Genomic DNA, 26961 nt, shown 5'->3' with positions numbered 1-26961 from the left:
TGATTGGTTTTTGTTCTCTTAGAAGAGATAACCCATCGTCTTCATCGCACCTGTGCAAACTGTGGAGAACTCGGGTCTGCGCAGCTCAGACAGGTTATCCACCGGTGAGTTAGCTGTGGAGAACCGGGGGGACAACCGCCTCGTGTATCCACAGCCGGACGACGACGGCCAGTTGTCCACAGTTGTCCACCGGTTGTCCACCGGTAATCCACCGACTTTCTCCCCATGCCTGTGGATGACCGAGAAGATCACCATTGCCGTTGTCCCCAGAACCTTCAACAGCTCGTGCACAGGTCGATGATCATCGGTGGATAACTTCCTCGTTGTCCCCAACCGTCCACAGCGTCGTGCACAGGGTTTTTCCACAGCCTGTGGGTAACTGGCGGAGGACGGACCGTAGTTATCCACCGGCGGTGGACAACGAGCTGTGGACAACGAGTGGGCATCGAGGTGGACACGGCGTCGATCCTGTGGTCTGCACCATGTCGAGGGTCAAGCCCGAGCCACCCGGGGGGCGTGCGAAGGCCCCGCCGGAGAAGAAAAAAGAACGCCCGGCCGATGATCCGGCCGGGCGTGTCCGCCGCGTCGTGCGGCGTACCCCTCAGGTGTTCTGCTTGATCCGGTTGGTCAGCTCGGCGATCTGGTTGTAGAGCGAGCGTCGCTCGGCCATCTGCTGGCGAATCTTGCGGTCCGCGTGCATGACTGTGGTGTGGTCCCGGCCGCCGAACGCCTGGCCGATCCGTGGCAGCGACAGCTCGGTCAGCTCCCGACACAGGTACATGGCCACCTGACGGGCGTTGACGAGCACCCGGGAGCGGGACTGGCCGCGCAGGTCCTCCAGGCTCACCCCGAAGTAGTCGGCCGTGGAGGCCATGATCTGGTCGGCGTTGATCTCCGGCCCGGCGCCGTCGGGCATGAAGTCCCGCAGCACCTCCTCGGCGAGCGACAGTTCGACTGTCGACCGGGTCAGGCTGGCGAACGCCGTCACCCGGATCAGCGCACCTTCCAGTTCCCGGATCGAGTTCGACACCCGGGAGGCGATGAACTCCAACACGTCCGGCGGGGCGTACATCCGCTCCTGCGCCGCCTTCTTCTGCAGGATCGCGATCCGGGTCTCGAGGTCCGGTGGCTGGATGTCGGCCAGCAATCCCCACTCGAACCGGGTTCGCATCCGGTCCTCCAGGGTGGCGAGCTGACGCGGCGACCGGTCCGAGGTGATCACGATCTGCTTGTTGGCGTTGTGCAGGGTGTTGAAGGTGTGGAAGAACTCCTCCTGCGTACGCTCGCGGTTCTCCAGGAACTGGATGTCGTCGATCAACAGAATGTCGACGTCGCGGTAGCGCCGCTGGAACGCGCTGGTCTTGTCGTCCCGGAGCGAGTTGATGAAGTCGTTGGTGAACTCCTCGGTCGAGACGTACCGCACCGATCGGGCGTTGCCGAGCGTCGTGGCGTAGTGCCCGATGGCGTGCAGCAGGTGCGTCTTGCCCAACCCGGAGTGCCCGTAGATGAACAGCGGGTTGTACGCCTTCGCCGGCGACTCGGCCACCGCCACGCTCGCCGCGTGGGCGAACCTGTTCGACGAGCCGATGACGAACGTCTCGAACATGTACTTCGGGTTCAGCCGGTTGCCGCCGGTGTCGGTGCCCGGCAGTCGGCGGTCGTCGCGGCCGCCCGTCCGGTGGTCCACCGCGCTGCGCCCGGGACCGCTGTCCGTCGCACCGTCGCGGGGTAGCGGACGGATCACGTGCTGGTCCCGGGGCGACGCGGCGTCCTCGCGGTAGCGGGGCTCATACGGCCGGGTGTCGGGGCCGGGCGGATCGAGGCGGGCCGCCTGTTCGTCGTACCCACGCCGCTCGGGCGTCGGTCGGGGCGAGCGCATCGGCTCGACGAAGGCCGCACTGAACAGAGCCTCCTGCCCGTCCCGGCTGGCGGGGATCAGGCCGGACCGGTGCCCGTCGACGGCCGACGCGGGAGGCGGACCCGCCGGCGCCGGCGGTACGGCGGACGCCTGTGGGCGCTGCTGTTCGGGGAAGGCATCGTCGGCTACGGGTCGGCCGGTGTACTCGTCGCCGAGCTGGTCGGACGGTGGACCCTCGACGTCGAGCAGTTCCGGCTCCGGGGTGCTGCGGTAGACGGTGCCGGCCGGGCGGCCGGTGGCGTCCTCGGCCACCCGCACGGTCACGGCCACCTGGATCGGCCGGCCGAGTCGGCGGGTCAGCGCCTCGGTGATCGCCGGGCGGAGCCGCGACTCGATCACGTCCCGGGTGAACGCGTCCGGGACGGAGAGCAGCGCGGTGTCCTCGACGATCGCCCGGAGCCGGGTGAGCCGGAGGTAGGCACGCTGCTGAGCGGAGATGATCTCGTCGGCGAGCTCGTCGGTCGCCGCTAACCACACCGCGGCAAGGTCGGTCGTACCGGCCACCGTCGTGCCACCCCCTCGCCTCTGCTCCCGGCCGCCGCTGTCTGCCAGCCGGCCGTCCCGGGCCCGCCGCGTGCGCGGGTGGAACATCACCCACCCGGACAGCTGACCAACTGTCGTCCACAGGTTATCCACAGCCTGTGTACCGAACGATTGTGGCCGCCCGCCGGGCCGGGTGGGACCTGCCCCCTGCCTGGACGTGCGCTGAAGCGGGTTCACCGTGCCGAACGATTCACCGGCGTGTCCGGTCTTGCCTGCGCGCGACGACCGGAGCTTCCGACGCTCACCGCAATCGGGCACGGTAACAGCGTTGTCCCTGCCCCATCAACCGGCGACGCGGCAACGGCCTTGTCGGCATCAGCGAAAAGCGCCGCTTCGGTCCCGGGCGCGTCCCGATGTCCCCCGCTGTGGGTGTTTGACGGTCATTGCACCCCTGCGTAGGCTGGAGCGGCTGCTCTCTCGTCCTCTGCTAGGGTGATGGGTGCTTGCTGTCCGCGGTCGCATCCCCGCACCGCCGAGGTTCGGCTCCGCAGGGCAGCACCGATCGGTGGCCACCGTCGAGGTGGCCTGGACCACCCCACGACCCCGGCGATCCCGTCGCGCGGGGCGCGTACGAAAACGGAGAGCCTGACGTGAGCAAGCGCACCTACCAGCCGAACAACCGCCGGCGCGCGAAGACCCACGGCTTCCGGCTGCGCATGCGCACCCGTGCCGGCCGTGCCATCCTCTCGAGCCGCCGCGCCAAGGGTCGCACCACCCTGTCGGCCTGAGCCGACCGGGCCGGTCCGGGGGACGTGGGCAGTCGTGCTGGCCGCCGCACAGCGACTGCGGCGTAGCGCTGACTTCGCCGCAGCGGTTCGCGGTGGCCGACGCGTCGGCCGAGGCGCGATCGTGGTCCACCTGACCGCGCCGTCGGCCACCGGAGCCAGCACAACGACCTCGCCGGAGCCGGCGCGGCACACCGTTGCGGAGCAGCCCTCCGTTCCGGCCCGCGCCGGCTTCGTCGTATCCAAGGCCGTCGGCAACGCGGTGGTCCGCAACCGGGTCCGGCGTCGACTGCGGGCACTGGTCCGGGAGCGGCTGGACGCGCTGCCCGCAGGCAGCAGCCTTGTCGTCCGGGCGCTGCCGGCCGCGGCCGAGGCGTCGTACCCCCGACTCTCCGCAGACCTGGACTCCGCCATCGCGGTTGCCCGGTCACCCCGCGAGAGGCGGTCCCGGTGAGCACCGACCCGACCGCCACGCGCCCGACGTCAACCGGTGCCAGGGTGCTGATCGCGCCCATCATCGCGTACCGTCGGTGGATAAGTCCGGCACTGCCGGCTCGCTGTCGGTTCTACCCGTCGTGCAGTGCGTACGCCCAGGAGGCGGTGGCCCGGCACGGCGCGCTCCGGGGAGCCGCGCTTGCGGTCCGGCGGCTGTTGCGCTGCCACCCCTTCCACCCTGGTGGACATGACCCGGTGCCGGAGCCGGGCAGTCGCCGCCGTGCCGATGTGACTGGAGCACCGAATTGAGTCTCGACTGGATCTACTACGCGATTTCGTGGATCCTGCTGACCTGGCACTCCGCCTGGGACGCCATCGGGGTGCCCGTCGACGCGGTGATCGGCACCAACTTCGCCTGGATCCTGGCCATCGTCTTCCTGGTGGTCTCCGTCCGGGTGATCCTGTTCCCGGTCTTCGTCAAGCAGATCAAGTCCCAGCGGGCGATGCAGGCACTGCAGCCCAAGGTCAAGGAGCTGCAGGAGAAGCACAAGGGTGACCGGGAGACGCTCCAGAAGGAGATGATGGAGCTCTATCGGAAGGAAAAGGCCAACCCGCTCATGGGCTGCCTTCCGATGTTCCTCCAGATCCCCGTGTTCCTCGGCCTCTTCCACGTGCTGCGCCGCCTCGACCCGTTCAAGCCGGAAGACAAGAAGACGATCTACGGCTGGACCGTCGACCAGTTCAACAGCGCCTCGAACGCCAAGCTCTTCACCGCCCCGCTCTCCGGCAAGTTCGGATCCACCGCGGAGGATCTGGCCCGCCTCGGCGCCAACGGCACGACGGTCAAGGTCATCGCCGGTGTCCTGGTCCTGGTGATGATCGCGACCACCTACCTGACCAGCCGTCAGATGATCCTCAAGACCGGCTGGGCGGAGGACCCGCAGCAGCGGATGATCCAGCGACTGATGCTCTACGGCATCCCCGCGTCGCTGTTGATCTCCGGCTCGATCTTCCCGATCGGCGTGATCATCTACTGGGTCACGAACAACCTCTTCACGCTCGCCCAGCAGCAGTGGGTGCTGCGGAAGTTCCCGCCGCCGGTGACCGCCAAGAAGGCCACCGCCCCCGCGGCCACCCGTAGCCCGGTCCAGCCCGCCAAGTCGGGCGGCCTGTTCGGGCGTGGCAAGGCCGCCCCCGCGGTCCCGGTCAAGGCGACCGCGCCGAAGGTGGCGGGCCCGAAGCCGGGTGCCAAGCCGACCAACCCGAAGAAGAGCCCTCCGGCCAAGCGGCAGGGCTGATCCCCGTAGGGCCGTCGTCGGGAGTACCGGCGGCGGCCCGACCCCGCACCGTGCAGCCGCCGTACGGCCGGCGCCGGGCGGAACCGACCGCGCACGACGCGGTCACGGGCGACACTGCCCGTACAGACGTGCCCGTGGGCACCGGCGACCTCCCGCCGGCCCCGGGAAACCAGCGGACCCGACGGTCCGCCGAGCGAGTACGGAGATGAGACCGTGACCGAGACCAGCATCCCCCAAGCCCAGCAGTCCCTGGACGAGGAGGAGACCGCGACGCTCGCGGTGGACGGCGACGACACCGAGGCCGACGAGACCGAGGTCGACGGCGACGACACCGAGGCCGCCACCGGTGGTCGTGAGAAGAAGGCCGTGGGCGAGGGCGACCTGTTCCGCCAGAGCGAGATCGCGGCCGACTACGTCGAAGGGCTGCTCGACATCCTCGACTACGACGGCGACATCGACGAGCTGGTCGCCGGCGGCCGTCCGGTGGTCGAGGTGGTCGGCGCCCGACTGCAGAACCTGGTCGGCCAGCGTGGCGCCACCCTGGAGGCGCTGCAGGAGCTGACCCGGCTTGCCGTCTTCCGGCAGACCGGTACGCCGAGTCGCCTGCTGCTCGACGTCGGTGGCTACCGGGCGAACCGTCGCAAGGAACTCGCCGCCGTTGCCAAGAACGCCGTCGAGAAGGTCAAGGAGTACGGCGAGCCGGTGCGCCTGGAGGCGATGTCCGCTTTCGAGCGCAAGTGCGTCCACGACGTCGTCAACGCCATGTCCGGCGTGGAGAGCGAGTCGGAGGGCGTCGAGCCGAACCGGCGCATCGTCGTGCGGCCGGCGGACTGACCGGGTGACCCACGACGACGCCGCGGCTGATGCCGTGACCGGCCCGGGCGGTACGCCGTCCGGGCCGTCCGCTGTCCGGCACACCACCTCGGGCACCGACGCCGACCCGACGGGGTACGACGGCAGCCCGTCCTCGGCTTCCCCCGCCGACGGCTCGCCGTCACCGGCTGCCCCGTCCGACGGCACACCGTCGCCGTCGGACGTCGCGCTGCCGCCCGAGCTGGCCCCGGCCGCACTGACTCTCTTCGGTGACCGGCTCGACCTGGCCGCCGCGTACGCCGAGATCCTGGCCACCGACGGCGTGGTCCGCGGTCTGATCGGTCCGCGCGAGGCACCCCGGATCTGGGACCGTCACCTCCTCAACTGCGCCGCGGTGATCGAGCGCATTCCGACCGGCGCGAGTGTGCTCGACGTGGGCTCCGGCGCCGGCCTGCCCGGTCTGGTGCTGGCCATCGCGCGCCCCGACCTGACGGTCACCCTCATCGAACCGTTGGCGCGGCGTACGTCGTTCCTGATCGAGGTCGTGGAACGGCTCGGCCTGACCAGGTCGGTACGCGTATTCCGCGGCCGCGCCGACGAGGCCGCCAGCGGATCGAGTGGCCGGGAACCGATCAGCGGCGACGTGGTGACTGCCCGCGCGGTCGCACCGCTGGACCGGCTGGCGACCTGGTGCCTTCCGCTCGCCGTGCGGGGTGGGCGGCTGCTGGCGCTCAAGGGATCGTCCGCCGCCGCGGAGATCGAGGAGCACGCCGATGTGGTGGCGCGGCTCGGGGGCGGTGACGCCGCCGTACACCTCTGTGGTGTCGGCGTGATCGACCCGCCCGCAACCGTTGTGGAGATCGTCCGCGAGCGGATGGTCGGCCCGGCCCGACCGGCTGCTGCCAAGCGCTCCCGTGGCGGGCGGGCCCGCCGCCGCTGACCAACGCGATCGGGCGTCCGGTCGGAGGGTTGCCTCGTTGTACCGGTACGGATGGACGAGTGAATGAGAACCCGACGTGGACCGGCCGCGCCCGTCCGCCGTAGGCTGACCGCGCGTCGATAATGTGGAGCGGCCGACGGACGTCGCGGACTCCGACCGCTCCCGAGGGGCCGTACGCTCCGGGGTGCGAGCGCGGGTATGGCCAAGTTGACCGAGGCGCGGACCGACCATCCGAAGCGGGCAGGGATGACAGGTGCATGACGACGGCAGGTACGACGATCCACGCGTGACCGGGTCAACCAGCGACCCCGTTTCACGTGAAACCGACTACCCGAGCTGGTCGCCCGGTGCCGCCGGCGCGTCCACCCACCCGGCGGACACCGATCCGCCGGCAGCGCGGGACGAACCGGCGGTTCACCTCGCCGGGTCGGAGGCACCCGAGTCGACGGCTGGTCGTCGCGCATCGGACGTACCGAGTCGACCCGTCAACGTCGCCGAGGTGCGGCACACGCTCGGTCGGCGGAACACGGCTGCGGCGGTTCGCTTCGAGCCGGCAGTGCCACATCAGCCCACGGCGGCGGCACGCGACACCGTGCCGGTGGTCCCCGACGCACCGGTTGCGTCGACCGAGTCGCTGGCTGCGGTTGCGGCCGACCCCACGTACGTTTCACGTGAAACCCCGACGCGCGAAGAGGATGACCCACCGTTGGCTATGGAGGCGATGCGCGCCGTGCAGATCCTGAATCCCAGTGGCGAGGTGACCATGCCTCGACCGGACCGGACCCGGGTCATGTGCGTCGCCAACCAGAAGGGCGGCGTGGGTAAGACCACGACCACTGTCAACCTCGCAGTGGCTCTCGCCCTGCATGGCAACCGGGTGCTCGTGGTCGATCTCGACCCGCAGGGCAACGCCTCGACCGGGCTGAACGTGCCGCATCACACAGGCATCCCCGACGTCTACGACTGCCTGATCAACAGTGTGCCGCTCTCCGAGGTGGCGCAGGCGGTCGAGGGCATCCCCAACCTGTGGTGCGTGCCGGCCACCATCGACCTCGCTGGCGCGGAGATCGAGCTGGTGTCGGTGGTGGCGCGGGAGTCGCGCCTCGACCGCGCTATCGCCGCCTACCCGGGCCAGTTCGACTACGTCTTCATCGACTGCCCGCCCTCCCTCGGCCTGCTAACGGTCAACGCTCTGGTCGCCGCGCAGGAGGTGCTGATCCCGATCCAGTGCGAGTACTACGCCCTGGAGGGGCTGAACCAGCTGATCAACAACATCAACCTGGTGCGACAGCACCTCAACCCGAAGCTCGACGTCTCCACCATCCTGCTCACGATGTACGACAGGCGTACCCGCCTGGCGGACGCAGTCGAGCAGGACGTCCGGAACCACTTCGGCGACAAGGTTCTCCAGGCGGTCATCCCCCGCAACGTGCGGGTGTCCGAGGCACCCAGCTACGGCCAGTCGGTGATGACCTACGATCCCGGTTCGCGGGGCGCAACGAGTTACTTCGAGGCTGCCCAGGAGATCGCCGAGCGGGGCGTCAAGGAGCCGGTGGGCCGGAATGCGTAGTGGGGACAAGTCGCTGGGAGGCGTGGCATGAAGAACCGTCCTCGGGGCGGTCTGGGACGGGGCCTGGGCGCGCTCATCCCGACCGGGCCGGTGCCGGGTGCCGCCGGCACCATGACGGCCGAGCCGGAGAACGGGCACGCCGACGTCGACGATGACGGCGTGACGACCGGAGCCGTGTCGACGGCTGCGGTCGCACCGCCCGTCCATCAGTCCGAGCCCACGCTCAGTCCCGTGCCGGGTGCCCGGTTCGCTGAGATCCCGGTCGACGCGATCGTGCCGAACCCGAAGCAGCCCCGTCAGGTGTTCGACGAGGAGGCACTGGAGGAGTTGAAGACCTCTATCCAGGAGGTCGGTTTCCTTCAGCCGATCGTCGTGCGCCAGCTCGACGACGAGAAGTACGAACTGGTGATGGGCGAGCGCCGGTGGCGGGCCGCCCAGGCGGTGGGTCGGGAGAACATTCCGGCGATCGTCCGAGACACCCGCGACGACGCCATGCTCCGCGATGCGCTGCTGGAGAACATCCATCGGGCCAACCTGAACCCGTTGGAAGAGGCCGCGGCGTACCAGCAGCTGTTGGAGGAGTTCGGCGCCACCCACGAGGAGTTGGCCCGCCGGATCGGCCGCAGCCGGCCGCAGATCTCCAACACGATCCGACTCCTGAACCTGCCGGCCCAGGTGCAGCGCCGGGTCGCTGCGGGCATCCTGTCGGCGGGTCACGCCCGCGCGCTGCTGAGTCTCGACGACTCTGAGGCCCAGGAGCAGTTGGCGCTGCGGATCGTGGCCGAAGGTCTGTCGGTGCGGGCGACCGAGGAGATCGTTGCTCTCACCCTGAACGACGGCCCGGCGAAGGGTCAGGCCGCCAAGCGACGCCCGAAGCCCCACGCGCCCGCCCTGTCGGATCTCGCCGATCGGTTGTCGGACCGCTTCGATACCCGGGTGAAGGTGGACATCGGCCGGAGCAAGGGCAAGATCACGATCGAGTTCGCCACGGTGGATGACCTGGAGCGCATCGTCGGCATCATCGGCGTGCAGCAGGAGGAGGAGACCGAGGACTGAGCTCCCCGTCTCCCTTCGCGGTCGCGCCTCCCCTCGGGAGGCGCGACCGTTCCGCATCCGCCCGCGTTTCACGTGAAACGGCACCACCGGCTCAGCACGTCCTGCCTCGGCTGGCCGGTCCCCGGCCTCACGTGCCAGGCCGGGTCGCACGTCCCGCCCGACGGTGGGTGGATGAGCGGGCACAGTGCCGGCCCGGCCCGGCCGCTTGGCGTCGTGGTGCACGGTGGGTTCGCTGGCGGCCGATGGGTGTTCGACAGGTGGGATAGCCGACGCCTCGGAACGACGCCGAGATCTAACCGGAGGTCGACGTCTCCGGCGGTGCAGCGGCGAGATCTGGCCGGGATGGTCGACGCCCTGGCGGTCCGATGCCCACCCCTGGGCCGAAACGGCGACGCCTCCGTGGCGGTGCCGAGATCCAGCCCGATCGGCCAGGACCCTGGCGGGTGCCGAGATCTAGCCCGATCGGCCAGAGCTGTCGCGATCCTGCGCCGAGCCTTGGGAGTCGACAGGCCGGGAACTCCGAGCGCCGGCCGCCCAGCGGCGGGGCTTGATCGCGAAAGTCGCCGAGGGCGGGGGCATGCAAGGCAGCGGGAGTAGTCGCTTAAGTGAGGGTGGAAGGCGCGCAAGCCAGTGAGTGCCAGGCCATGCAGAGCCGGAAAGCGTCGACCGGTCCAGAGCCCGGCGAGTCCCGGTCGCGCGAAGCCAGGGAGGGTTCGACCGCGCGAAGTCAGCGCAGTCGACGAGGGCCGGCCGTGCGGAACCGGGGCCGGCTCGCCGCAGGGACTAGACAAGGCCCTGCGGAGCGCGGCATCGGCCAGCGAGACGGACGGCAGGGCGGATGACCTACCTGAGCGCCGATAGCGCTCGCAGGGCGTCAGGTCGACCCGAGGCACCCTTCTTCGTCTCCGAGCCGGTAGCGGCCCGCTGAGGGGTCGTACGGGGGATGCCTGCTCCTCAGCCGCAAGGGCGATCCGTCGCGGAACCTGATTCGGCACCGTTTCACGTGAAACGGCGACCTCGCGTTAACGGCCGCCGGCACACCAGCCAGGGTCGCCCTTCGGTCGCGAGGCCCTCGGGGCCCTCGGCCCAACACCTCGACCAAGGGGATCGGCGGCAACGACTGAGGGGTCGAAAAGTTATCCACACCCGTTGTCCACAGGCACCCCCAGTTTCACGTGAAACCCCGCGTGAAAGCGGGTGCCAGCCTGTGGATGACGGCCTGTGTTCGGGTTCTCGGCAGCCTGTGGATATCGCTCTGGGGGGCAGCGGTGACGAGATCCGCGATCGACGACCGACGCTGATCTGGATGGCTGAGACCGATCGAACAGGTAGGGACAGCGGTGCCAGACTCGGTTAGGGTCAGCCTCGTGCACGACACCCCTCCCTCAGTCCCGGACTTCACCCAATGGCCCTCGTTTCCCTTCGAGGGTGACCTCCGCGTGAAGCAGCTCGACGACCCGGTCCCGGTCGAACCGCCACGCAAGGGCGAAGGCCTCCGGGAATGCACCGCCTGCAACGCGCCCGACGACGCCTACATCTGGGTGGGAGAGCGGTGGCGGGTTCGCGCCATGGACCGGCCGACCGGCCTGCCGATGGTGCTCATCCTGGAATCGCGGACCCACCTCGACCTGGGTGACCTGCCGAACCTGCTCGCCGCCGAGCTGGGCGTGATGACGGTACGTCTGGAGCGGGCCATCAGGTCGCTGGACGGTGTGGCGCGGGTGCACGTCAACCGCTGGGGCGACGGCTCCGCCCACCTGCACATGTGGTTCCTCGCTCGACCGTACGGCAGGCTTCAGTTGCGAGGGACGTTCCTGTCCCTGTGGGACTCGATCCTGCCGCCGATCTCCGAGGAGCAGTGGCGGGAAAATCTCGCACTCGTCGCTGCCTGGCTCGCCGAGTTCGGTGGCCGGCCGCTGGCCGAGCCGCCCCGGATCCAGTGGCAGGCGCCGTCGAGCCTGCTGGCCCAGTCCGCCGCGGCGGCGGCGCACGCTGCGGCAGCTGCCCAGGAGGAGGCCGTGTCGGTCATCGAGGCGGCCGAGGAGATCCCGGAGCCAGCAGTCGAGGGCATCGTCGGCACCGACCCCGCTGCCGACGACGCTGGCCTGGACGCCGACGACTCGAATGCCGCCGCCGTCGACGCGACCGGCCCCGACGCGACCGGCCGGGACGCGACCGGCCCCGACGCGACCGACTCGGACGCTGCTGGCCGCAACGCCGCCGACCTGGACGCTGCTGACCCCGACGCCGCCGACCTGGACGGCGCAGACCCCGACGCCCCGGACGGGGACGCCGACGGCCGCCCCAGGGACGCGGCAGGGGACACCGATCGAGTAGCGACGTCCTCCGGCGGCCTAGGTGAGCCGGCAACCGACGCCACGTCGGCCTCCACTGCGTCAACGCCCTCCGACGCTCCGGCAACAGAACCCGTGGCCACATCCGCATCGGGAGACACCCGCGACCCGGCAGACGACAGACCCGGCCCGGTCATCCCGTCTCCCCGCAGCGCCCCCACCATCGTCACCGACGAGGGGCGCACCCCACCCGACGCACGCGCGCCGCGCTGACCGTCGGCCCTGTCGCCGGTTCGCGAGAGGCCCGCACGTACGGCATCGCCGTATGTGCGGCGAGCCGGCCGTTGGAGGGGGCGACACGGCGTCGAGGTGGCCAGCCGCGGCCGAGTCCAGGCCGGCCAACGGCCGACGGCCCTGGATGGGCGGTGAGGGTCAGGCCGTGAGGCGGGCGGCGGCCCGGGTGACCAACGAGCCGAGGAGGCGGCCGAAGTCCAGGCCGGCGGCCTGGACGGCCAGCGGCAGCAGCGACGTCTCCGTCATTCCGGGCGAGACGTTGACCTCCAGCACGTGCGGCTGGCCGGCGGCGTCCACGATCACGTCGACCCGGGACAGGTCCCGCAGGCCGAGCGCGGTGTGTGCCGCGAGTGCCACGTCGGCCACCGAGGCGGCCACACCCGGCTCCAGCCGGGCCGGAGCGTGCCACGTGGTCCGACCGGCGGTGTAGCGGGCGGCGTAGTCGTACACGCCGTTACGCGGCACGATCTCCACCGGCGGCAGAGCCTGCGGGCCGTCTCCGAGGTCGATCACGGAGACCGCCACGTCGATGCCGGGCACGTACCGTTCCACCAGGGCTGTCGAGTCGTACGCGAAGCAGCCGACCATCGCGGCCGGAAGTGACGCGGCGTCCCGGACCACCGCGGCGCCCAGACCCGAGCCGCCCTGCGCCGGCTTGACCATGAGCGGAAGGCCGAGCCGGTCGGCGATCCGGTCCAGCACGGCGACCGCGCCCAGTTCGGAGAAGCGGTCGTGCGGCAGGGCCACCCAGTCCGGAGTGGGAATGCCCGCCTCGCGGAGCACCGCCTTCGCGGAGGGCTTGTCCCAGGCGAGGCGGGAGGCTCGGGCGTCACAGCCGACGTACGGGATGCCGCACAGGTCCAGCACGCCCCGCAGCGAGCCGTCCTCGCCGGTGGCACCGTGCAGGGCGATGACTACCGCGTCCGGCGGGTCGGCCGCGAGGGCGGGCAGGAGTGCCACGTCGGCATCCCGCAGCTCGGCCTCGACGCCGACGGCACGCAGAGCGTCGAGCACCCGGCGACCGGAGCGCAGCGACACGTCCCGTTCGTAGGAGAGCCCGCCGGCGAGCACCAGCACACGCAGATCGGCCGCGACGGCGGAATCGGTCACGGAGAAGCGCTCGGCAGCGGTCGTACCCATGCCGGCATCATGCCAAGTCGGGACCCGGCACGTCGGAGCCGGGCCGGCCCCGTCGCCCGGCGGCACCGCCCACGGCGCCGAAGACGCGGCGCGTCGCGATCTCCTGCTCCATGACGCCGGCCAGTCGACGGACGCCTTCGCGGATCCGTTCCGGGGGCGGGAAGCTGAAGTTCAGGCGCATGGCGCCGGTGCCCGTGCCGTCGGCGTAGAAGCCGGTACCCGGCACGTAGGCGACCCGGGCGGCGATGGCCCGCGGCATCATGGCCTTCGAGTCGAGGCCGTCCGGCAGGGTGGCCCAGACGAAGAGGCCGCCGGCAGGCTTGGTCCAGGTGGTGCCCTCGGGCATCAGATCGGCCAGCGCGTCGAGCAGCGCGTCGCGACGCTCGCGGTATACCTCGCGGTAGACCTTGAGCTGTTGCCGCCACGGCATGGTGCCGAGGTAGGTGGCGACGGCGGCCTGCGCGAAACCGCTGGGGCAGAGGATCTGCGCCTCGCTGGCGATGACCAGCTTGTCGCGGACCGCGTGGGGCGCCAGGATCCAGCCGACCCGCAGGCCCGGGGCGAACGTCTTGGAGAAGGTGCTGAGGTAGAAGACGCCTTCGCGCCGCCGGGCCCGCAGCGGGGCTGGGGCTTCACCCTCGAAACCCAGCTGGCCGTACGGGTCGTCCTCGATCACGAGCAGGCCGGCGCGTTCGCAGATGTCGAGGACGCGTTCCCGGCGCTCCTCGCTGAGCGTCACGCCGGCGGGGTTCTGGTACGTGGGAATGGTGTAGAGGAACTTGACCCGTCGGCCGGCTCGGGCGAGGTCGGCGATGGCCGTCTCCAACGCCTCGGGGATCAGCCCGTCGGCGTCCATCGGGACGTGCACCACCTGCGCCTGAGCGGCCTGGAACACTCCGAGCGCGCCGACATAGGTCGGGCCCTCGGCGAGCACCACGTCGCCGGGGTCGAGGAAGAGCCGGGCCACCAGGTCGAGCGCCTGCTGCCCGCCCACCGTGACGACCACGTCCTCGGGTGAGGCACCGCATGCGGCGTCGATCCCGGAGAGCGACATCACCTCGCAGATCCGCTCGCGCAGCTCCAGGGTGCCCTGCCCGATGCCGTACTGCAGAGTGGTCACACCGTGCTCGGAGCCGAGCCGACCGAGCATCTCGCCGACCGCGTCGAGCGGCAGCGCGGCGATGTACGGAGCGCCACCGGCGAGGGAGACGACCTCGGGTCGACTGGCCACCGCGAAGAGTGCTCGGATCTCGGAGGCGGTCATTCCGCGTACCCGCCGGGCGTACCGGTCGGTGTAGTCGTCGAGTGTCGTGCCGGTCATGACCTCACCTCGATCGCTGCTCGGGTGGCTCCGCCCCGGGTACCCCGCACGCTCGTGACCATGGCGGCGGCACACCGATTGTCGATCCTAGCTGCCCAAGGGCAGCCGGCCGCCGTACCGGAACGGATCGACCACATGCCGGACCGTCGCCGGTTTGGTGGGCATCTGCGCGTCCCCTCCCGTACGGCCGATCGGCGGCGTACGATCGCTCGTCGGGGGCAGGAAGGCGGCACTGTCGTTCCATGCCGGCCTCACGACCGAGCCTATTGTGGGGATGCGCCATATGTCGCGACGTCTGGTCAGCCTGACCCTCGACACGCTCGAAGACCTTCCGCGCCCCTGCCGCCAGTGCGTCTACTGGGAGCTGGACCCGGTCTCCGCCGACCGGGCCTGCGCCGCCGGTGACCCCGGCCTGGAGAAGGAGGCGTGGGTCTCCCAGACCCTGCTGGAGTGGGGTTCCTGCGGCAAGCTCGCGTACGTCGACGGCATGCCGGCGGGCTTCGTGATGTACGCGCCACCCGCCTACGTTCCCCGCTCGATGGCCTTTCCGACGTCGCCGGTCTCCGCGGACGCCGCCCTGTTGATGACCGCGAACGTGGTCGCGGCGTTCTCCGGCGGCGGGTTGGGCCGGATGTTGGTGCAGGGCGTTGCCCGGGACCTGACGAAGCGGGGGATCAAGGCGATCGAGGCGTTCGGCGACGCCAAGTTCGGTGACGCGGACGACCCCGCCGGTGGGTGTGTGGCACCGGCCGACTTCTTCCTCTCCGTCGGCTTCAAAACGGTACGTCCGCACCCTCGGTTCCCCCGGCTGCGCCTGGAGCTGCGCACCGCGCTGAGCTGGAAGTCCGACGTCGAGTACGCGCTGGAGAAGCTGCTCGGGTCGATGAGCCCGGAAACCCTGCTGCGGCCCGTCCGTCCCGCCCCGGCCACCCGCTCCACCGGCGGCTGAGTCGTCAGTCGACCACCGTGCCGGCGGTTACCACCGCCCGCAGTGCGCTGACGTCGAGCGAGCCGGTCGGCACGTCCCGCTCGATCGGGTAGTACATCCGCTGCACCGCGGCCACGATCGCCTCCACCACCCGGTCCCGGAACCGGGGGTCGACGAGCCGGGCGCGGTCCACGGGCGAGGTGAGGTAGCCGACCTCGACGCGGACCGCCGGCATCCGCGTCAGCCGCAGCAGGTCCCACGCCTTGGCGTGCGTACGGCAGTCCCGCAGTCCAGTGCGCGCCACGATCTCCCGCTGCACCAGCCCGGCCAGTCGCTCACCGGTGGCCGAGGTGACCCCGTTGTCGGTGCCGTAGTGGTAGGTCGCCACCCCTTCCGCGTCCGGGTTGGCGTGCCCGTCCAGGTGCAGCGAGATGAACACGTCGGCGCCGAGTGAGTTCGCCAGCAGCGCCCGGTCGGTGTCCGGCAGGCACTTGTCGGGTGCCGGACCGCGGGTGAGCTGAACCCGCACCCCGGACGCGGCGAGCCTCCCCTCCAGCCGGCTCGCCAGGTCGTGGACGAGGTCCGCCTCCGTCCAGCGCAGCGGCCCGTCCGGCACCACCATCCCCGGGTCGGTGCCGCCGTGCCCGGGGTCGATGACCACCGTCTTGCCGACCAGCGCCGGCCCGGACTGGCGGATCGCGTCGGACTCACGAAGCCACTGGGGGCGACCGCCGACGACCTTGCGACCGATCCGGCGCAGCGCGTCCATCGTGTGCGGCCCACAGGAGCCGTCGGGGGTGAGCCCGACCTCGCGCTGGAACTGGGCCACCGCACGGGATGTCCGGATGCCGTAGATGGCGTCGGCGCGGCCGACGTCGTACCCCATCTCCAGCAGGCGTTCCTGCAGCGACCGGACGTCCTCGCCGGTGAGCGGCTCGGGGATCGCGTGGTAGAGGGTGCGGGCGCCGAGCCGCCAGCGGGCGGCGTCCAACGCGCCCCAGGTCTCGGAGCCGACCCGGCCGTCCACGCTGAGCCCACGGGACTGCTGGAACGCCCGGACCGCGCGTTCGGTGTCCCTGTCGAACTCGTCGGCGTGCGAACCGGCGGCGGCGAGCAGGTCGAGGCCGGTGAGGATGGTGCGGATCTCGGTGACTGCGGGTCCCCGGTCTCCGGCTCGGATCGGACGCACGCACGACCCCCTCTGCACGAGTCTGGCTGGCCGGGCGGCCCCGGCTTGAGGTTATGCGCTCCGGGGCGGCCAGGTGGCCCGGCCTGGAAAAACTCTGCTCGCGTCGGCCGGGGAGACAGCGAACCCCGCACCCGACGAGCGGGTACGGGGTTCGGTGGTGTTTCTGCGGATCAGAGGGCCGACTCGATGAGCCGGACCAGCTCGCCCTTCGGCTTGGCGCCGGCGATCGACTGCACGGGCTGGCCGTTCTTGAAGACGGTGAGGGTCGGCACCGACATCACCCGGTAGGCCCGGGCGGTCTCCGGGTTCTCGTCGATGTTGAGCTTGACGATGGTGACCTGGTCGCCCATCTCGCCGGCGATCTCCTCGAGCAGCGGCGACACCTTGCGGCACGGCCCGCACCACTCGGCCCAGAAGTCCACCAGCACCGGCTTGTCGGCCTGCAGCACGTCAGCGACGAAACTCGCGTCCGTGACCGCCTTGGTATTTCCCACTATTGCCCCTCCTCCGGGATGTGTTTCCTGTTTCAGCTGAGCGTCGCGATGAACCGCTCGGCGTCGAGCGCGGCGGCACAGCCGGTGCCGGCCGCGGTGATCGCCTGGCGGTAGGTGTGGTCGACCACATCGCCGGCGGCGAAGACACCGGGCACGTTCGTCCGGGTGCCGGGGGCCTGGACCTTCACGTACCCCTCGTCGTCCAGCTCGACCTGGCCCTGGAAGAGCTCACTGCGGGGGTCGTGACCGATGGCCACGAACACGCCTGTCACGTCCAGCACCTTGGTGTCGCCGGTGTGCACGTTGCGGACCCGTACGCCGGTGACCTTGCCGTCGGCGCCCAGGACCTCTTCGACGGTGCTGTTCCACTCGACCTTGATCTTCTCGTTGCTCAGCGCCCGGTCGGCCATGATCTTGCTGGCCCGGAACGAGTCGCGCCGGTGGATGATGGTCACCGAGTCGGCGAAGCGGGTGAGGAAGCTGGCCTCCTCCATCGCCGAGTCACCGCCGCCGACGACCACGATGTGCTGGTTGCGGAAGAAGAAGCCGTCACAGGTGGCACACGAGGAGACGCCGTGGCCCAGGTATTCCTGCTCGCCCGGCACACCCAGCGGACGCCAGGCCGAACCGGTGGAGAGGATGACGGAGCGGGCCCGGTAGGCGGTCTCGCCGACCCACACGGTGCTCACCGCGCCGGCGCCGGAGTCGCCGGTGTCGACAAGCTCGACCCGGGTCACGTCGTCGGTGAGGAACTCGGCGCCGAACCGCTCGGCCTGCTTGCGCATGTTGTCCATCAGCTCGGGGCCGAGGATGCCGTCGGCGAAGCCGGGGAAGTTCTCCACCTCGGTCGTGGTCATCAGCGCACCACCGGACTGCACGCCCTCAATGATCAGCGGCTTCAGGTTGGCGCGCGCCGCATAGACCGCCGCCGTGTAACCGGCCGGGCCGGAGCCGATGATGATCAGGTTGCGGACCTCGTCCACTGCCGTCTCCCGAGTTGTGTGTGTTCGGCGTCGGCGCGCGCACCGATGCTGATCCGAGTGCCGACGCCTGGGGGGTGCCGGCAGCTGACTTCCAGAACGTCATCGTACGAAGCGGGGATTCCCGAGCCGGGCATCCGGTGGGTCAGGTCACGTGGACGCTCATCGCACCGATGACCGCGGATTCACCCTACCCGCGCCGAATACCGGCTGTCCGAGCCGGACCCGGGTACGCCACACTCGGGGCCACTCACCCAGGCCCAGTGTGCCCCGGTCGCGTCGGTGAACCGGATGACCAGCGCCTGCTCGCCCTGGAACTGCGCGTAGTCGATCACTTCGACGATCAGCGGGGCCGAGCCGTGTTCTGCCGCCACGGCCGTCAGGCAGCCGGTCAACGCCACCTCGCTGCTCAGCCGGGCCAGCTGGTCCGAACCGTCGGGGGCAGGCCGCCGGCCCCCCTCGGCGTCCACCCCGGGCTGCTCGCGGGGGGCGCTGCTGGTGGCTCCCCGCAGCGGAGACGGCCTACTGCTCGTGGCGCTGCCCGCCTGACCGAGGGTCTGCCGGGTGTAGTCGGTTCCGCTGTGCAGCGCGGGCCCGGAGGTGCGGGCCGGCCCCACCGCTGCCACATCTCCGGGTGCGCTGGCCGGACGCTCCATGGCGCCGCTGTCCGCGGTGTTCGTCGACAGTTGGCGCAGGCCCAGACCAACCGCGACGACGGCGACCGCAGCGGCAGCCACCGGAGCGGCGTTACGGGCCCAGCGGCGCTGCCGGCGACCCGGGCCGGTGGCTCTGCCGCGCCCCGACTCGGTCGGTGACGGGCTGCCGGGGTGACGGCCGCCCTGTGCCGGGACGCCGACCGGTCTCGCGGGAGCGGCCGGCTCGGGTGGACCGGTGGCCGTGTCATTCGGCTGGGCGTCGGCCGTGGCCAGCGCGGCGGCGATCCGTTCGGCGACGGCCGAGGGCAGCTCCGGGGAGGGCTCGGCCCAGCGGGCCAGGTCGGCGCGGACCTGCGTCACCGCGGGAGCCAGCAGCGCGTACGCCTCGGCCCAGCCCGGGTCCGTGTCGACCAGCCGGGCGACCTCCGCCTGCTGTGGCGTGCCGTCCAACGCGCCGCCGAGGTAGTCAGCGAGCAGGTCGGTGTCGACCTCCCTGAACCCCTCGGTCGTCACGTGTCCTCCTGGTTGGCGTCCTGCCGGTACCGAACCGACCCCGATCCGACGCCCTCGGCCGGGCGCGGGTTCCCCGGCGTGACGTCGGGCACGTCCGCGTGCCGGCCGGCCGGGGCCGGATGCGACGACGACACCGGCCGCAGGTGCCCGAGCAGCACCGCCATCCGGGCCCGACCCCGGGCGCACCGACTCTTCACCGTCCCCTCGGCGACACCGAGGATGCGGGCCACCTCTGCCACCGGGTAGCCCTGCACATCCACCAGCACCAGGGCGGCCCGCTGCTCGAGCGGCAACGCGGCGAGGGCCGCGCGGACGACAAGCGCGGTGTCGTGGTCCTGGATGGGCGCGGCCGGCTCGACACCGCCGGTGCCCGATCCGTCGCCGGACCGGTTGCCGTCGGGCAGCGGCACGGTGGGGTGCGCCTGCCGACGCCGGATCCGGTCCAGGCACGCGTTCACCACGATGCGGTGCAGCCAGGTGGTGACAGCGGAGTCGCCACGAAACCGACCGGCCGCCCGATGCGCCGACAGCAGGGCGTCCTGCAGGGCGTCGGCGGCCTCCTCGCGGTCGCCGAGCGTCCGCAGGGCCACCGCCCAGAGTCGGTCGCGGTGTCGGTGGAACAGAACCGCGAAGGCGTCCCGATCGCCGGCGACGTGGGCGCGCAGCAACTCGAGGTCCGTTGCCGCGTCGCGCCCGTCCATCACCACGGCCAGCGGATGCGGCGCCTACTTCGCGGTGCCCGGCTCACGACCCCTGGACCGTAATCTCCTGTACCCCCAGCTTGAAGCCATCCTCGGACGGGGGCAGTTCGGTGATCCAGAACAGCAGGTACTGGTATTTCTTGTCTGCGTCGAATCCGTTGAAGACCATTGTGGTGGCTTCGTAATCCTCGTAGGGCCGCCCGATGGGGTCCTTGTAGTTCTCCACCAACTGCTTGTCGCCGTCGGACGTCGACGGCGGGTTGGTGGTGCCGCCGAGGAGTTGCGCGGTCGCCCCGGAGGCGGAGAGCACCACCTGTACCGACTTGACGGAGTGCGGGCCGCCGAGGTCGAGCCAGACGCCCATGCCCTTCTTGATGTTGCCGAAGTTCGGGCGCTTGTCGTAGGTGTCGGTTTCCCAACCCTTGTCGATGTCGCCATCGATGATATTGGCGGCGTCCTTGAGCTCGTTGCGCTCCTTGCTGTCCGGGTCGATGATCCGGACGCCCTTCACGGTCAACTTGCGCACCTGGGTGGCGGCCTGGGTGGCCTCGCCGGCCGGAGCGCTGGCGGAGGGCGTGGCCCCGGCGGTGTCCTGCGGGTCCTTGTCGTCGCCGCCGAGCGCGCTGATCCCGATGAGCAGACCGACCAGGGCGACCGCGAGTAGGCCGGCGATGCCGATGGCGACCTTGCGACCACCGGCCGCGGCCAGCGGCGACGGCTCGTCCTCGGTGTCGGCGGCGAATCGCAGCGGCCCGCCGTTGTCGAGGTAGTGCTCCTCCTCGGCCGGCACGTCAAGCCGGGCCAACTCGGCTGCCAGCACATCTGACGACGGTGGTGCGATCTCGGCGTCGAGCAGGTCCATGGTGAGGTCGTCCAGGTACGCCGGAACCCCGGCTCGAACCTGGCGGGGCGCCGCGAGGGTGCCCCCGGCGTCGCGGACCGCGTCCGGGATGGCCGCCCGACCATGGCCGGCGGTGGCGCCGCGCAGGGGCGCCTCGGTGTGCGGCCAGTGACCGGTCAGCGCGAAGTAGAGAACGCCGCCGACCGCCCGGATGTCGTTCTCCTGGCTGTCGTCGCCATCGGTGCGCGCGTCGGCCAGGACCACGCGACCCTCGTCACTGATCATGACGGTGCCGGGGTGGACGTTGCCGTGCACCATTCCGGTCGCGTGCACCGCGGCGAGTGCGCTGGCGACGGCGTTGCCGATCGCGGTGGCCCGGGCGGGATCCAGCGGACCCTCGGCGGCCAGGTCACGCAACGACTGCCCGTCCACCCACTCACGGACCACGTACGCCCGCTCGGCCTCGTCGATAGCGTCGTAGACGCCGACCAGGTTGGGATGGATGACCCGGCTGGCCGCGACGGCGGCCTGAAGCATCTCGGTGGCGGAGTCGCCACCCGGGTAGCGCAGCACCACCGCGACGGGGCGGCGCAGGATGACGTCGACCCCGCGCCAGACCAGCCGACCCGCGCTGTCGTTGTTGATGTGCTCGACCAGCTCGTAACGCTCGGCGAGGATTTCACCGGCCGTGGGAGCACCGAAGGTCATGACCGGCGGAGCACTCTCGTCCGCCTCCTGACCCTCGCCGACCTGGGTCACCCGTCCTCCCTCGGTGATCGTGTCGATCGATGGACCCGCACTGCTGGGCATGTGGCTTCCCGCTCTGCCGTCGAAGGAACCGGCCAACCGGTGTCGACGCGCAGCGTCGGCGCCTGCCGTACCCGTCGAGAGCGACCTTACCCGGCTTGCCCGTCTCCCCGACATGTCATCTTCTTGCCGTACCCGGCGGGGTGCCGGGAGTCGGGGAAGTCGTCCGGTTACGACCGTTGTCGGCCACGTTGCTGGCACATGTACTAGCTCAATCTACGGCTTCACCGCAAGTGACCGACGTCGGGGCCGAGCCCGCGTGCCGCCCACCGCCACCGGCCGCGTTCCCCCCGATCGGACAGGCACGCTCATCCGTACGGCTGGTTATCCACAGGCTGATCCGGTGGCTGACCGGCGAATCGCGGAGTTATCCACAGATGCATCCCCAGCCTGGTGATCCGCGGTCACGTTCCGTGTGGCGATAACTTCTGGTGCCGGGGTGCTCGCCCTCAGCGACCGAGGCGGCGGCGGACCATGCCGACCACCTCGGTGATCTCCCCGATCCGCAGCAGCATGGCGAGACCCAGGTACGTCCCGACGATCACCGCTCCACCGATCACGAGCTGGACGATGGCCTGCAGTCGGGTCGGCGTGTCGCCGCCGGGCAGCAGCTTGACCACGAGCAGGCCGACAAGCGCCGCGCCGAGCGCCGCGACCACGACCCGACCGGCGGTACGCATGATCTCCCCGAGGCCGATACGCCCGACCCGCGGGCGCAGCAGCCAGGCCGAGCCGACCGCCGCGGCCACGTAGGAGACCGCATTGCCAATCATCATCCCCGCGCCGGCGAAGCTGGCGGAGAAGGCCACGAAGAGCACGACCTGCACGCCGATCCGCAGCGCCACCACAGGAATGTTGATCAGCGCGGGGGTACGGGTGTCCGGCAGGGCGTAGAAGGCGAAGGTGAAGAGCTGGCTCACCGCGAACGGGACCAGCGCCAGAGCCGCGGCGAGCAGCACGACGGAGGTGGCGGTGGCGTTGTCCGCGTTGAACGCGCCGAACCGGAACAGCGTGAACGCGATCGGGGTCGCCAGGACGGCGTAGCAGACCGCGATCGGGGCGAGGACCGCCGTGACCGTGCGGGTGCCGCGCGACAGGTCGGCGGCGACGTCGGCGTACCGGCCGTCGGCGGCGGCGGCGCTCATCCGAGGCATCAGCGCGGTGATGATCGAGACGGCGATGATCCCGTGTGCGGTCATCAGCAGCAGGAAGACGTTGTTGTAGATGAGCGGGCCGGCGGCGTTCTCCTTGCCGGCCCTGTTCAGCAGGTTGAACAGCACGATGAGGCCGACCTGGCTCACGGCGACGTAGCAGATCATCCACGCACCGAGCCGGCCCAGCTCGCGCAGGCCGAGCGCGCGGAAGTCGAAGCGCAGCTTCCAGCGGAAGCCGACCTTGCGCAGTGCCGGCAGCAGCCCGGCCGCCTGGATGGCGACACCGAGCAGCGTGCCGCCGCCGATCAGCAGGATCCGGCCGGTGGTCATCGCCTCCGGCTTGACGATCGTCGCGCCGAAGATCGCGATGTACAGGCCCGCCGTGGCGATCACCACGAGGTTGTTCAGGATCGGCGCCCACATCGGGGCCGCGAAGTGCCCCCGGGTGTTCAGCACCGCGCTGATCAGCGCGCTCAACCCGGAGAAGAAGATCATCGGCAGCATGAGGCGGGCCAGCCCCGTGACCAGCTGCGAGTAGTCGCCACTCGACGGGCCGCTGCCGTAGAGCCAGGTAAGCGTCGAGGCGAAGGCGACCGCGAGCAGCGCCGCGACTCCCAGGGCGAGCACCGCCAGAGTAAGCAGCCGTTGGGCGTACGCCTGGCCACCGTCGACGTCGACCTTGCGGCGGCGCACCAGCACCGGAATCAGCACGCTGGTGAGCACGCCGCCGAGCAGGAACTCGTAGACCATCCCGGGCAGGATCTGTGCGGTGGTATACGCGTCACCGACCAGCGCGCCGCCGAGCGCCGCCGCGATGACCAGGTTGCGCAGGAAGCCCGTACCGCGGCTGACCAGGCTGCCGACCGCCATCACCGCGCTGTTGGCCGCGGCGCTCGCCTCGCCCACCTGCTCCTGCGGCGGGGCGGTCGACTCCATGGCCGGCTGGTTCAGCGGCTCGGCGGAAATGAACGTGGCGCCGTCGGAGGGGCGGACGTTGGCTCCCGCACCGCCGTCCCGCGCGGCGTTCGCGCTGCGGTAGAGCCCGCCGCTCATCTCCAGCCTCCCAGGGGTACGTCGAGCCGGGCGCCGACCCGCACGTCACAGACCATAGTCAACCCCTGCCCGTTACCCACGCCCGGCGGATCGGATCACACCCCGGCCCGATAAGCTGGCGATCCCATGTCCGAAGCCTCCGCTCCTCACGCCTCCGACCGCCGCGAACTCACCGCCGCGCAGCGCAACGCCGTCGCCGAACTGCTCCGGGTCTCCCCGGTCGCCGACGAGTTGGGCCGCCGCTTCGTCCGCGCTGGTCACGAGCTGCACCTGGTGGGCGGTTCGGTGCGCGACGCTCTGCTCGGCCGACTTGGCGACGACCTGGACTTCTGCACCGACGCCCACCCTGACGAGACCCTGCGGATCGTCAAGGGCTGGGCCGAGTCGATCTGGGAGACCGGCCGGGAGTTCGGCACCATCGGCCTCCAGCGCGACGGGCTCCGGCTGGAGATCACCACCTTCCGCGCCGAGTCGTACGACCAGGTCAGCCGCAACCCGGTGGTGGTGTACGGCACCAGCCTCGACGAGGACCTGAAGCGGCGGGACTTCACCATCAACGCGATGGCCGTCAGCCTGCCGGAGCACCGCTTCACCGATCCGCACGGTGGGCTGGACGACCTCTCCTCCAAGGTCATCCGTACGCCGAGCACCCCGCGCGAGTCGTTCGGCGACGATCCGCTGCGGATGCTGCGGGCCGCCCGGTTCGCGGCCCAGCTCCGCTTCGCCGTGCACCCGGACGTGCACACCGCGATGACCGACATGGCTGCCGACCTGGACCGGATCACCGCCGAGCGGATCCGGGACGAGTTCACCAAGCTGCTCTGCGGCGCCGACCCGATCACCGGTCTGCGGCTGCTTGTCGACTCCGGGCTGGCCGAGCGGTTCCTGCCGGAGCTGACCGGCCTGAAGCTGGAGATCGACGAGCACGCCCAGCACAAGGACGTCTACGAGCACACGCTGACGGTCGTCGAGAACGCGGTCTCGTTCGAGGAGGATGGCTGCGACTTCATCCTGCGGATGGCCGCCCTCATGCACGACGTGGGCAAGCCCGGGACGAAGGCGGTCGGGTCCGACGGCCGGGTCAGCTTCCACCACCACGAGGTGGTCGGTGCTCGGCTGACCAAGGCCCGGATGAAGGCCATGCGCTACCCCAAGGAGATCACCGCGAAGGTGACCGCCCTGGTCGCCCTGCACCTGCGCTTCTACGGGTACGGGCGGGGCGAGTGGACCGACTCGGCGGTGCGCCGCTACGTCGCGGACGCCGGTGATCTGCTGCCGCGGCTGCACAAGCTGACCCGCTCGGACTGCACCACCCGCAACCGTCGCAAGGCCGCCCAGCTCGCCGCGGACTACGACGCGCTGGAGGACCGGATCGCCCGGATCGAGGCCGAGGAGGACCTGGCCCGGGTCCGCCCCGACCTGGACGGCAACGCGATCATGGAGCTGCTCGGCGTACCGCCGGGACCGGTGGTGGGGCGGGCCTGGAAGCACCTCAAGGAACAGCGCCTGGAGCACGGCCCGCTGGACCGCGACGCCGCCGAGGCCGAGCTGCTGCGCTGGGCCCGCGCCGAGGGCCTGATCACCTAACCCCGCCCTGCCGCGAGCCGGGCGATGATCGACTCGGTTTCGGTGAAGTCGCGGCGTCCCGGCACTGCGGATGCCCCGACTTCCACGAGACCGAGTGGATCACCACGGCGTACGCCGACGGCGCCCCTCCCGAACCAGGAGCGGCGCCGCCGGCATTCGTCGTCAGCGGGTCTCGACGGCCGTCCCGTCGACGGAGACGGCGCCCTTGCCGGCGGACGCGCCGTTGCCGCCCGGCGTGGACGCCGAGCCCAGCCGCGCCAGCAGGCCGGCCAGGTCGATGCCGGTCAGGTCGCTGCCCAGCTGGAGCCCCTGAGCCACGTTGCCGGCCACCGACTTCGTCAGCGACGACGCGCCGTCGGTGGAGATGACAGTCATCTTGTCGATCGCCCCGATCGGGGCGCTGGCCGCCTCGACCACCTGCGGCAGGACCTTGACCAGCAGGTCCAGGACCGCCGCCTCCCCGTACGCCGCGAACGCCTCGGCCTTGCGGGCCATCGCGTCGGCCTCCGCCTCGCCCTTGGCCAGGATCGCCGCCGCCTCGGCCGCACCCTCGCGCTCGACCGCCTCGGCGATCGCGGAGCGCCGCCGCTGCTCGGCCTCACCCTCCTTGGCGCCCTCGATCGCGTTCGCCTCGGCGAGCGCCGCCCGCCGGGCCCGCTCGCCCTCACCGGTGAGCCGTGCCTGCTCGGCTTCGGCCTGGGCGGCGGCGATGGTGGCCTGCCGCCGCGCGTCGGCGTTCAGCACCGCCGCGTTGCGGGCCGCCTCGGCCTCCTGCTCCACCTTGTACCGAGCCGCGTCCGCAGGCTTGCGCACCTCGGTGTCGAGCTGCCGCTGCTTGAGCTCGGCGTTGCGCTCGGCCACCTTCTGCTGCTCGGAGAGGATCGCCTGGTCCCGCTCCGCCTGGGCGAGCGGCCCGGCCGCGGCCGACTTGGCCTTGGCCGCGTCGATCTCCGCCTGGATGCCGGCCTGCTTGAGGGCCAGATTCCGGTTCGCCTCCGCGATGGCCTCCTCGGCGAGCAGCCGCTCCTGCTCGGCCTGCTGCCGCGCCCGCGCCTCGGCGATGGCCGCGTCCTTGAGCACCCGGGCCGCCTCGGGTCGACCCAGGTCCTGCAGGTACGAGCCCTCGGCGAGGATGTCCTGGAGCTGGAAGGTGTCCAGCACCAGACCCTGGTTGGTCATCGAGTGCTCGGCCTCCTCGGCGACCGCGTTGGCGAACGCCGCCCGGTCCCGGATGACCTCCTCGACGGTGAGCCGGCCGACGATCGAGCGCAGGGCACCGGCCAGCACCTCCCGGGTGAAGTTGTCGATCTCGTCCTGCTGGTGCAGGAACCGCTGGGCCGCCGCCCGGATCGCGTCCTCGGTCCCGCCGACCTTGACGATCGCCACGCCGTGCAGGTCGGCGCGGATGCCCTGCTTGCTGACCGCGCCCCGGATGCCGACGTCGATCCGCCGGCTGGACAGGTCGAGCGACTGGAGCTTCTGCACCACCGGGAGCACGAAGACCGAGGCGCCCAGCACCACCTTCTGGCCCGAGTTGTCGGTCGACCTGCCACCGTCGGCGGTGTGCGTGGTGCGGCCCTTTCGGCCGGTGACGATGAACGCCTCGTTCGGCCCGGCCACCTTGATCCGGGAGAGGACGAAGAGCACCAGGACGAGCGCGAGGAGAACCGCGCCGCCGACAGCTATCAACAGGGGCATGGAGGGGAGTCCC

Annotated in this window: 22 protein-coding genes; 11 read left to right on the top strand and 11 right to left on the bottom strand. The window is 70.9% G+C overall.

What is annotated here, in order from left to right; translation table 11 throughout:
• Nucleotides 1–601 precede the first annotated feature (601 nt).
• The gene (gene dnaA / locus AB0K10_RS07230; RefSeq protein ID WP_363680827.1) at nucleotides 602–2422 is read right to left on the bottom strand and encodes a chromosomal replication initiator protein DnaA; all 1821 of its coding nucleotides are present in this window, start codon (nucleotides 2420–2422) and stop codon (nucleotides 602–604) included.
• Between the two features lie 629 nt (nucleotides 2423–3051).
• On the opposite strand from dnaA, the gene rpmH reads away from it, so the two are divergent.
• The 9 genes from rpmH to AB0K10_RS07185 all read left to right on the top strand — a co-directional run bounded on the left by rpmH (nucleotide 3052) and on the right by AB0K10_RS07185 (nucleotide 11865).
• The gene (rpmH, locus tag AB0K10_RS07225; RefSeq protein ID WP_007453904.1) at nucleotides 3052–3189 is read left to right on the top strand and encodes a 50S ribosomal protein L34; all 138 of its coding nucleotides are present in this window, start codon (nucleotides 3052–3054) and stop codon (nucleotides 3187–3189) included.
• A gap of 34 nt (nucleotides 3190–3223) precedes the next feature.
• Nucleotides 3224–3640 (top strand): ribonuclease P protein component, encoded by a 417-nt coding sequence (gene rnpA, locus AB0K10_RS07220; RefSeq protein WP_363680825.1) that lies wholly within the window; start codon nucleotides 3224–3226, stop codon nucleotides 3638–3640.
• Complete coding sequence (yidD, locus tag AB0K10_RS07215; protein ID WP_363680823.1) at nucleotides 3637–3930, top strand: membrane protein insertion efficiency factor YidD; 294 nt, start codon at nucleotides 3637–3639, stop codon at nucleotides 3928–3930. The genes rnpA and yidD overlap by 4 nt, the downstream gene beginning before the upstream one ends.
• Nucleotides 3927–4919, top strand: a complete 993-nt coding sequence (yidC, locus tag AB0K10_RS07210) for a membrane protein insertase YidC (protein ID WP_363680821.1) — start codon at nucleotides 3927–3929, stop codon at nucleotides 4917–4919. The genes yidD and yidC overlap by 4 nt, the downstream gene beginning before the upstream one ends.
• A 213-nt stretch (nucleotides 4920–5132) precedes the next feature.
• Nucleotides 5133–5753, top strand: coding sequence for a R3H domain-containing nucleic acid-binding protein (locus tag AB0K10_RS07205; protein WP_363680819.1), 621 nt, complete (start codon nucleotides 5133–5135; stop codon nucleotides 5751–5753).
• Nucleotides 5754–5757: 4 nt separating this feature from the next.
• The gene (rsmG, locus tag AB0K10_RS07200; RefSeq protein WP_363680817.1) at nucleotides 5758–6672 is read left to right on the top strand and encodes a 16S rRNA (guanine(527)-N(7))-methyltransferase RsmG; all 915 of its coding nucleotides are present in this window, start codon (nucleotides 5758–5760) and stop codon (nucleotides 6670–6672) included.
• Between the two features lie 253 nt (nucleotides 6673–6925).
• The gene (locus tag AB0K10_RS07195; protein WP_363680815.1) at nucleotides 6926–8242 is read left to right on the top strand and encodes an AAA family ATPase; all 1317 of its coding nucleotides are present in this window, start codon (nucleotides 6926–6928) and stop codon (nucleotides 8240–8242) included.
• 27 nt (nucleotides 8243–8269) lie between these two features.
• Complete coding sequence (locus AB0K10_RS07190) at nucleotides 8270–9298, top strand: ParB/RepB/Spo0J family partition protein (RefSeq protein WP_363680813.1); 1029 nt, start codon at nucleotides 8270–8272, stop codon at nucleotides 9296–9298.
• A 1592-nt stretch (nucleotides 9299–10890) separates the two neighbouring features.
• The gene (locus tag AB0K10_RS07185; protein WP_363681414.1) at nucleotides 10891–11865 is read left to right on the top strand and encodes a hypothetical protein; all 975 of its coding nucleotides are present in this window, start codon (nucleotides 10891–10893) and stop codon (nucleotides 11863–11865) included.
• A 159-nt stretch (nucleotides 11866–12024) separates the two neighbouring features.
• On the opposite strand, the gene AB0K10_RS07180 is transcribed toward AB0K10_RS07185, so the two are convergent.
• Nucleotides 12025–13026 (bottom strand): D-alanine--D-alanine ligase, encoded by a 1002-nt coding sequence (locus tag AB0K10_RS07180; RefSeq protein WP_363680811.1) that lies wholly within the window; start codon nucleotides 13024–13026, stop codon nucleotides 12025–12027.
• A 7-nt stretch (nucleotides 13027–13033) separates the two neighbouring features.
• A complete protein-coding gene (locus AB0K10_RS07175) occupies nucleotides 13034–14347 on the bottom strand; it encodes a PLP-dependent aminotransferase family protein (protein ID WP_363680809.1) in 1314 nt (437 codons plus the stop codon).
• 283 nt (nucleotides 14348–14630) lie between these two features.
• On the opposite strand from AB0K10_RS07175, the gene AB0K10_RS07170 reads away from it, so the two are divergent.
• Nucleotides 14631–15296 carry a hypothetical protein gene (locus AB0K10_RS07170; RefSeq protein ID WP_007453878.1) on the top strand — a complete coding sequence of 222 codons (666 nt, stop codon included), beginning with the start codon at nucleotides 14631–14633 and terminating at the stop codon, nucleotides 15294–15296.
• A gap of 4 nt (nucleotides 15297–15300) precedes the next feature.
• On the opposite strand, the gene AB0K10_RS07165 is transcribed toward AB0K10_RS07170, so the two are convergent.
• The 7 genes from AB0K10_RS07165 to murJ form a co-directional block, all read right to left on the bottom strand.
• Nucleotides 15301–16464: an N-acetylmuramoyl-L-alanine amidase gene (locus AB0K10_RS07165; protein ID WP_363680807.1), complete on the bottom strand. Its 1164-nt coding sequence runs from the start codon at nucleotides 16462–16464 to the stop codon at nucleotides 15301–15303.
• Between the two features lie 170 nt (nucleotides 16465–16634).
• Nucleotides 16635–16958, bottom strand: coding sequence for a thioredoxin (gene trxA, locus AB0K10_RS07160; RefSeq protein ID WP_007453873.1), 324 nt, complete (start codon nucleotides 16956–16958; stop codon nucleotides 16635–16637).
• Nucleotides 16959–16990: 32 nt separating this feature from the next.
• Nucleotides 16991–17941, bottom strand: a complete 951-nt coding sequence (gene trxB, locus AB0K10_RS07155) for a thioredoxin-disulfide reductase (RefSeq protein WP_363680805.1) — start codon at nucleotides 17939–17941, stop codon at nucleotides 16991–16993.
• 182 nt (nucleotides 17942–18123) lie between these two features.
• A complete protein-coding gene (locus AB0K10_RS07150; protein ID WP_363680803.1) occupies nucleotides 18124–19107 on the bottom strand; it encodes a hypothetical protein in 984 nt (327 codons plus the stop codon).
• Nucleotides 19104–19808, bottom strand: a complete 705-nt coding sequence (gene sigM, locus AB0K10_RS07145) for an RNA polymerase sigma factor SigM (protein WP_363680801.1) — start codon at nucleotides 19806–19808, stop codon at nucleotides 19104–19106. Before sigM ends, AB0K10_RS07150 begins: the two co-directional genes overlap by 4 nt.
• Nucleotides 19809–19851: 43 nt before the next feature.
• The gene (locus AB0K10_RS07140) at nucleotides 19852–21459 is read right to left on the bottom strand and encodes a protein kinase family protein (RefSeq protein ID WP_363680799.1); all 1608 of its coding nucleotides are present in this window, start codon (nucleotides 21457–21459) and stop codon (nucleotides 19852–19854) included.
• A 446-nt stretch (nucleotides 21460–21905) separates the two neighbouring features.
• Complete coding sequence (gene murJ, locus AB0K10_RS07135; protein WP_363680797.1) at nucleotides 21906–23663, bottom strand: murein biosynthesis integral membrane protein MurJ; 1758 nt, start codon at nucleotides 23661–23663, stop codon at nucleotides 21906–21908.
• Between the two features lie 126 nt (nucleotides 23664–23789).
• On the opposite strand from murJ, the gene AB0K10_RS07130 reads away from it, so the two are divergent.
• Nucleotides 23790–25250 (top strand): CCA tRNA nucleotidyltransferase, encoded by a 1461-nt coding sequence (locus AB0K10_RS07130; RefSeq protein WP_363680795.1) that lies wholly within the window; start codon nucleotides 23790–23792, stop codon nucleotides 25248–25250.
• A 162-nt stretch (nucleotides 25251–25412) separates the two neighbouring features.
• Here AB0K10_RS07130 and AB0K10_RS07125 read toward each other — a convergent pair whose 3' ends face one another.
• Entirely contained in the window at nucleotides 25413–26948 is a 1536-nt protein-coding gene (locus AB0K10_RS07125) for an SPFH domain-containing protein (RefSeq protein ID WP_363680793.1), read from the bottom strand.
• Between the last annotated feature and the right edge of the window lie 13 nt (nucleotides 26949–26961).

The sequence above is a fragment of the Micromonospora sp. NPDC049274 genome (assembly GCF_040678875.1).
Classification (GTDB): Bacteria; Actinomycetota; Actinomycetes; order Mycobacteriales; family Micromonosporaceae; genus Micromonospora.
The sequence above is the reverse complement of the archived record's forward strand: the minus strand, read 5'-3'. Positions and strand labels throughout refer to the sequence as shown.

Coding starts and splice junctions, on each gene's coding strand:
- AB0K10_RS07190 (WP_363680813.1), top strand. CDS start 8,270: ATGAAGAACCGTCCTCGGGGCGGTCTGGGACGGGGCCTGGGCGCGCTC.
- AB0K10_RS07185 (WP_363681414.1), top strand. CDS start 10,891: ATGGTGCTCATCCTGGAATCGCGGACCCACCTCGACCTGGGTGACCTG.
- AB0K10_RS07180 (WP_363680811.1), bottom strand. CDS start 13,026: ATGGGTACGACCGCTGCCGAGCGCTTCTCCGTGACCGATTCCGCCGTC.
- AB0K10_RS07175 (WP_363680809.1), bottom strand. CDS start 14,347: ATGACCGGCACGACACTCGACGACTACACCGACCGGTACGCCCGGCGG.
- AB0K10_RS07170 (WP_007453878.1), top strand. CDS start 14,631: ATGTCGCGACGTCTGGTCAGCCTGACCCTCGACACGCTCGAAGACCTT.
- sigM (WP_363680801.1), bottom strand. CDS start 19,808: ATGGACGGGCGCGACGCGGCAACGGACCTCGAGTTGCTGCGCGCCCAC.
- AB0K10_RS07140 (WP_363680799.1), bottom strand. CDS start 21,459: ATGCCCAGCAGTGCGGGTCCATCGATCGACACGATCACCGAGGGAGGA.
- murJ (WP_363680797.1), bottom strand. CDS start 23,663: ATGAGCGGCGGGCTCTACCGCAGCGCGAACGCCGCGCGGGACGGCGGT.
- AB0K10_RS07130 (WP_363680795.1), top strand. CDS start 23,790: ATGTCCGAAGCCTCCGCTCCTCACGCCTCCGACCGCCGCGAACTCACC.
- AB0K10_RS07125 (WP_363680793.1), bottom strand. CDS start 26,948: ATGCCCCTGTTGATAGCTGTCGGCGGCGCGGTTCTCCTCGCGCTCGTC.